Origin of the sequence: Flammeovirga aprica JL-4 (genome assembly GCF_012844305.1) — a bacterium.
Lineage (GTDB): Bacteria > Bacteroidota > Bacteroidia > Cytophagales > Flammeovirgaceae > Flammeovirga > Flammeovirga aprica.
In genome coordinates this window covers 1-7268 of the sequence record NZ_JABANE010000197.1, presented here as the reverse complement: position 1 = coordinate 7268, position 7268 = coordinate 1, and the positions used below count along the sequence as shown (strand labels likewise).

Below are 7268 nucleotides of genomic sequence, written 5' to 3'. Positions count from 1 at the left end.
TCATCACATAGATTGGATTTAAAGGGGAAATCACTTAGGACATTAGAAACAAAAGAGTAATATTAATTTATTTTTCAATATCTTGCTAATAGCAATTTGAAAGTGGCACAATATCAGTGAAATGAGTGGCACAAGATGAGTGAAATATATAAGTACCACAGTCAACTTCTTTTGTTGTTCCAGAGAATATCTTACCAATATTTAAGAACATGTTTGAAACATCTCTTTTATACTGATGAGAGTGTCTTTATTGTCAGTTATTGAATCGTTAATTTTAAATCCAAGAGATTTTCTTTTCAAGATTCGCCTATAAAAGGTCTCAATCTAAAAATTTTTCTTTTAAGTCAGGGGTTAAAAGAATACAACTATCCTTCTTTCCAAACCATTTATAACGGTTTTGAGCGATATAATCATAAATATGATCTCTAATGAAAGGCGGAGTAATTAAAAATACAGCAGATAAATTTCTGGGAAAACCTAGTTTTAAAACAATGTTAAGAACAGCAGTAGATTTTATATAGAATTTGTCCCCGACAGAATATACAATGGAATTATTAGGTAGAAAAGTTATAGACTTATTGTTGTGTAATAGCTGACTAGCGGTTTTTCCTTGTAGAGGAGCAAAGTAAAAGAGGTTCTTGCGATCATGCTTAATGATATATTGTATTGTAGAATCACAAAGGTTACAAACCCCGTCAAATAAAATAATATGTTTTTTTTGCTCCATTTTACTTTACAATTTTATAGAAGTAGTTAAAAGTAAATAACCTAAGTTGTTATTCGTCGCAATTTGTGTCAACGTATTTCCAGATGAAATTGTATTGACATAATTGTAATTATTCAGCTTGAAAAGGGTGAGCAAAGATTGCCCAACCAATGAAAAGGATAATCGATCTGATAAGTCATATTTATAAGAAAGATGAAGATCTGGCACATTGAATTCAGTATTTTCAATACTATATTTTGTAAAAATAAAGTTCACATTCCAGGTCGTTTTATTTCCGTGACCTCTAACGGAAAAAGTATTGGTGATCACCGATTGTCTGTTGATCTCTTCATTATTTAACCAAAATATCATATGATTATAATTCAGTTCATTTGACACTTCCTTGATGAAAAAACTTCGGGGCAAGAAGCTTATGTTGAGTGAAGGAACCCAAGCATCAGATCTGGAAGGGGTGTTTACACTATTTACGGAGGTTGTATAATTGTTATAAGTGTAATCCAACTTACCGTCTAATTTAAGGAGATGATAAGATTTTCCGATATAGAAACCTTTTTGGTAGCCAGAACTTAGGGAATGCGTCTCTTTTTTATCAAAGACTTGATTCGAGTAGTAAAAAACATTATTAGAAATAGAATCAAGTACATTCTGTAAAAAATCTTGTTCACGAGTGTACCTGTATATGATATGATTACTTTTGGATCGAGCAACATTGTTATTAAACCAACTCAATGACGCCTCATCTCTTGTCGCATATTGGTTCACGTAGTCCCTATTATTGATGATAATTTGATTATAAGAACGCATCATCGTATCAAATAATACATGCAAATTATAAAAGCGATAATCACGGCCGGCACTTATACCTAAAGTGTTCTGCGTTTCAAAATTATAGGTAAGTGAATGATGCATTTTAAAAAAATTGCTATACTGTGTTTTTTGAGTATGGATAAGCGTTGGTGTGGCTGAAAATGTATAATCCAGTTTGTTTATACTTCCACTTAACGACAATGGAACATCCAAAATAGTGATACCTCGCTCTAAACTTGTAGTAGTTGGTACATCATTATTAAAAGTCAAATGACCATTTTCAAGGTTTTTTGAAAGGTGTATCCCCGCTTTAAGAGATGCCTTTTTAAATCTGAATTGCAGATTAGCGAGAGTGGAAAAAAGTTGTTTTGAAGTCATCTCTTCTTGAGAAAGATCTGGAAAATTTATGTTCGTAAGAAGAGTAGTAAAATCACGGGTATTTCTCTCATTGAAATAATCAACATTGAGGTCAAAAGCAATGTTATCACTCAATAAGTGGGTAATTTTTAAAGCATTGGAAAGTGTAAAGTTCTTTGGCCTATTTTGGTTCAACTCTGTAAAAGTTGTCACCTCAGGTATGTACAATGTATTAAAACTTTTATTATCTCCCTGTTGATCTATAGTCATTGCACTCAACACATTTTGGAATACAGTTTTCTTAGAAAGTATTCTACTGTGATTTGCCGTCACTGAAATAAAATTCCCTTTATGTATGTTCTCCGTTTGTTTGCCTTGTGTCAAAACATCAGCTACAATTGTGTTGATATCTATTTTTCTTTCCGTTTGTATATTTCCATAGTAGAATACAACCCCTGTTTTACTATTAAGACCTTGCCAGCGAGTAGTTAAATTGCTATTACTCACAAAGCTTTTAAAAGTGCGGGAATCGTCCATGAAAAATGGGCGTAATGTATTATTCAACGCACCCGTAGCATATTTTAAAACGGAAGAAGTTACATCTTTTTGTCCTAATTCCTTTTCCCCCACATTATTCGTATTTGTGGTTGCAAAAGAATTTAGTTTATCAGAAAAAAAGAATCCTTTTCCTTTTACAGCAAACTTTTCAGTATAGCCAATGCCTGCATCTATCTGTGCTTTAACCACTCCCTTAAACTCTTCTTTTGTGTCTATGTTGATTACGGGATCTTGTATACGCTTGAAGTCTAAAGTGAACTTATCTTTATAGTTATCAATAATCTGGACATTTTTCATTATCTCATAATTCAGATTATCCAGTGCTACTTTATTTTGATTTATAAATACTTCTTTTCCATTTATTAGTACTTTGTTTATTTGTTTCCCTTGATATGAAATTGTGCCTTCATCGCCGATTATTACTCCATCAGTTTTATTAAGCATTTCACGTAAAGTACTTTCTTTACTTAAATTCATATGTTCGGTATCCAAATTTAGTGTATCCGTTTCTTCTCGAAGTTCAACCACCACTTCTTTAAGTTCTGTTATACTTTCTTCTAAAGTAATTTCTACTGATTGCCCATTAAGTTGCAGTGCCACTGTTTTTTCTTTAAAACCAATGGCAGTAACATTAATGGTGATTGCTTTCAAATCAGAAGGAATTTTTAAAGAAAATTGGCCCTGTGAATTACTAAAACCATAGGTTATTGGTTTTGACATATCCTCCTTGGGATAAGCAATAATATTGGCAAAAGGGACAACATCACCTGAAACACTTTTTATATCACCTGAAACACTTTTTTCTTGTCCAAATAGATTAAAAGAGTAAAAAATAAAAACAATAATACTATACTGTTTCCACATGTTTTGCTTTTTCTTTAAGAGTACCATAGGCAGCAATATTCCATACAATCATGATAGCTGAAAAGGCATATAATTCCATCATAATGGCAATACTAACGTGCATTAATATTATAGCTGTAAGAGCATATTTTCTTGTTGGTTTTAAGAAGATCAACAAAGGATATAAAAATTCCAACAGTACTGTACCTATCCCTACAAAAGTTAAAATCAATGGTGAAATAGAAAAAAACGAGTTATCTACAGAAGCAATCGCTTTCCAAACAGAATTACCATTCCACCAACCAGGATCCAATCCTTTGGATACACCGGACAAACAGTATGCAATCGCTAAATGAATTTGCAGTACACGTTTATAATTAAAATTTTCTTTGGATGTATATTTAAAAATCTTCTCATCTATTGAATAGTACCTTCCAACAGGAAAAACGAAACAGTAAAAAAGTGACATCGTGAGAAAATAATCATAGCCATAATTGAAAGGGGCAAAACTTCTAAATATAAGAAGCTGAAGAATCAAAGCTAACAAAGCTGTATATCGGGTAAAAATCCCCGCTAATAAAGACAATAAAGCCGTTATATATATTGGAACAGCCAATTTATAGAAAACAGTAGTAAGATTATTTTCTTCTAAAAAAACGTAAAAAACATGCAAATACTTAAAATAACCTGACTGCATATACATTAATTCTTGGGGAATAAGTGTGTTATACTGTGAAAAAAATAAATGTAAATCGGGAAATAATGAAGTAATTTCAATTATTGCCACTAGGCTAATAGCAACTCTATAGAAAACTAAAAATGGAATTATACTTTCTTTTACATCAAATAGCTTTACTAGGCTATTGTACAGGGAATAGACCTTTTTGAACAACATATAATTGGGTTTTAATTTTTTCTTTTTTTTGCCATATATCTTGAGGAACAATAGTTAAAAGCTCAATTTTATAAGAATCACATCTAGGTATGTTTTTAGCTTCATTTTTTCCATACCATTTTAAGACTTTTTCTACATAATCTTTTCTAAAGTTATATTCTTTTCTTAACTGGATAGTTTGTGGATTATTATCTTCGAAAGAGGTAGTATCTGATTTTATTAACTTACCTGTATCATTAACATAATTTGCAAAAGATGACGCAAACCCTTCTAATCTTGAAATACCATTATATGTAGATAGGTTAAAATATCTATCTGTTTTCAACACCTTATTAGTAGAATTTAAATAATAAGCTCTAAAATATTTTTCTGTTGAAGTATGAATACCATAAAAACCATATCCTGTATTAATTCCAGTAATTATGTAATAAAGGTCTGTATGTTGATTCTGTTTCAAAAAACTAATAATGGGAATGTCTATACTTTTATTATAATGAAAAGACATATAAGAGTCAAAAGTAGCCCAAGATGCGTGAAAAAAAATTAGTAATAAATGGCTAAAATAAAGCAAAATACGTATTTTATTCTTCATTATTCAAAGTATATTATATAAGTTTTCGATCTTTTAAAGATTATAAGTCTAATTTGTTAATAATCAGTTTTTTTATAAATGGATTAAGTATTTTGAATTGTAAAGTGATTTTAATCTCATAATAATGTAAGTCCATTATCTGTCACTAAATTATATATAAAGTATGATTATATCAGTTATATACATCAAATCATTGTTTGTATTAAATCGTGGACAATGATTTTTTATAAAAAAAGCAAAAAAGTAGCTTTACAATACAATTAAGAGCTATTTCAATGAAAGTTCATAAAAAAAATGCAAGGTATAATCCCTTCATCTGCTTATTTTAGGCTGTTTAACTGAAAAAAGGCTTGTACTTGATATGAAGGTTAGTACTTATAAAGTTATTTAGTCATTGATTATAATATAACTAAGCTAGATTAAGTAGATCTATGACTTTTTCAGTGCCCCCCCTAATTATTACCTTTATAAGGTTTTTTATGATAGTGCTCGTAAAGTGTTCTTGCCAAATCTCCTTTCTTTACTAGTAATAACGGTTCTTTTTCATAGTGTTTACCCCGTTCTTTTTCTCTTTCAAAGTATTCTAATTTACTTGAATATAGTGATTTAAAAGCTTCTCTATCCTCTGTATATTCTATACTATGAAGCTTTATAGTCCTAAAATAATCTTCAGCAAGAATTACTAATCCAGGCACCCCCTGATAAATTGAAGGACCATTGGATATGGGAATATCTTTAGTATACCAAACAATTAGCATAGGGTAATTTTTAAATCTACTTTTTGCCTTTTTACAATTTAAACCATTTATTTTTTTTTCTTCATTAGTAAGTTCCCATTCTATATTTCCTACTTCCCCTTCTGAAAAGAACGTTTGGTTCATAATCCATTCGTGTTTTAGTGTTTTTTGCAAAGGAGTTTTTAGCGTAAATAAAACAGTATCAGCTAAGGATGCTCTAATCCTTGGATTTTCCCATCCTAAAGGCCTTACCTGTACTGTAGAGTCCAATATATATACAGAAGAATAATCTTCTAAATTAATATACAAACTATAATAGTCAGTAATACCTTTCATAAACTCATATGTAGAAGCCTTTGATGGGGTAGAAATGATTTGATCTTCAGTCATTTTATATTGACTTATAGGGGAACTTCTATATGTTACTTTTACTATTTCATCTTTTTTTGATTGACCCCAAACGGTTATTGTCGTACAAAGTAAAAAGAAAAGAACGAAAGTTCTTTTAAACTGTGTCATTTGAATGCTATATATTATTTTCAATAATCAAAAGTTAAATAATGACCCTCTGTGTACTGCTTTATGCAATAAAATTAAAAAACAACAGAGGGTCTAGAATTTGAATTTAATACTTATTCAAAACATCTGTCATTGCTCCAATAGATTGTACTTTTTCTTCCCAAGTATTATCACATCTAGTAAAACCGGCTGAGGTTTGCATCTTAGTAGAACAAGTACCAGTTGAGGCTATCGGTGTCTGAGTATCCAACATCTCACCCATAGAATTGTTTTTTTGAACTGGAGTGAATGCAAAAGCCATGAATGCAACAGCTATACCAGTAGCTGAAAGAAATACTTTTTTCATAATTTAATTAGTTTAAAGGTGTTTTTAGATATTATTATAGTTTAAATTTTAATTAAACAAATAAAGTTTAATATTTTCCTAAAAAATTAATTAGTTAGTTTTTATTAAATTTTATGTTAGCTAGCTTTATTAATAATTGCAAACTATAATAGTAAATTTCAATGCTAAATTAATATTATTTCTTTCACCCCAAAAATAATTAACATTATTTATAATTTAAAACAACTCACAAATTCCACAAAAATCACTTCTTATTTATGGTTGAATTTTATCACTTTTTCAATAAGTAGTTTCATAGCTCAAATACTTTTTTATACCTCGATTTTTCACCTATACTTTGTTCCATTCTGAAGATTACAAATATTACTTTTCATCATATAAACGTACCTTAAAATAGTATTAATTTATTTTTGGGTTATTCTGATACTTCTAGGAGTAATTCTAATTGATCCTGTTTTACCTTCAGCAAGTGGTTTACTTATACATCTTTTTTCTTATACCTAATGTGCTTATTTCTTGCATTTTCAGATGAATTAATTGAATACTTACATCCGTAATCTTCAAAATAATGTATGCTTTTTTGATTTTGTATATTAATTTTAAAATTACTTTCTATAAAACAGAAACAATACATTTTTAATCAACTTCCATTAAAATTTCACTTTTTAACAAGCAATGGAAAAATTCAAAGGCATAGTACACCGCGTTACGTATCATAACAAAGAAAATGGATGGACAGTCATTAGGGTAAATCCTGCCGACAGACCTCATGAACAAATCACTGTTACGGTGCATCAAGCCAACGTTTTTGCGGGTGCTACCTTAGAATTTGAAGGAGAATGGACTACTCACCCTAAATTCGGTGATCAGTTCAAAGCACATTCTAC

At 30.0% G+C, this 7268-nt stretch carries 7 protein-coding genes; 1 reads left to right on the top strand and 6 read right to left on the bottom strand.

All coding sequences use genetic code 11. From position 1 onward, the window contains the following. Positions 1-319: 319 nt before the first annotated feature. The 6 genes from HHU12_RS32465 to HHU12_RS32440 form a co-directional block, all read right to left on the bottom strand. Positions 320-727 (bottom strand): thiol-disulfide oxidoreductase DCC family protein, encoded by a 408-nt coding sequence (locus HHU12_RS32465; RefSeq protein ID WP_169660896.1) that lies wholly within the window; start codon positions 725-727, stop codon positions 320-322. 6 nt (positions 728-733) lie between these two features. Next, positions 734-3313, bottom strand: coding sequence for a carboxypeptidase-like regulatory domain-containing protein (locus HHU12_RS32460; RefSeq protein ID WP_169660895.1), 2580 nt, complete (start codon positions 3311-3313; stop codon positions 734-736). After that, positions 3297-4187 carry a hypothetical protein gene (locus HHU12_RS32455; RefSeq protein ID WP_169660894.1) on the bottom strand — a complete coding sequence of 297 codons (891 nt, stop codon included), beginning with the start codon at positions 4185-4187 and terminating at the stop codon, positions 3297-3299. Before HHU12_RS32455 ends, HHU12_RS32460 begins: the two co-directional genes overlap by 17 nt. Further along, positions 4153-4779 (bottom strand): hypothetical protein, encoded by a 627-nt coding sequence (locus tag HHU12_RS32450; protein WP_169660893.1) that lies wholly within the window; start codon positions 4777-4779, stop codon positions 4153-4155. Before HHU12_RS32450 ends, HHU12_RS32455 begins: the two co-directional genes overlap by 35 nt. Before the next feature lie 452 nt (positions 4780-5231). Further along, positions 5232-6035 (bottom strand): GLPGLI family protein, encoded by an 804-nt coding sequence (locus HHU12_RS32445; protein ID WP_169660892.1) that lies wholly within the window; start codon positions 6033-6035, stop codon positions 5232-5234. 106 nt (positions 6036-6141) lie between these two features. Then, on the bottom strand, positions 6142-6381 hold the full coding sequence (locus HHU12_RS32440) for a hypothetical protein (RefSeq protein WP_169660891.1): 240 nt from the start codon (positions 6379-6381) through the stop codon (positions 6142-6144). A gap of 675 nt (positions 6382-7056) precedes the next feature. On the opposite strand from HHU12_RS32440, the gene HHU12_RS32435 reads away from it, so the two are divergent. Then, a partial coding sequence (locus HHU12_RS32435; protein WP_169660890.1) for a YrrC family ATP-dependent DNA helicase occupies positions 7057-7268 on the top strand: 212 nt, incomplete at its 3' end.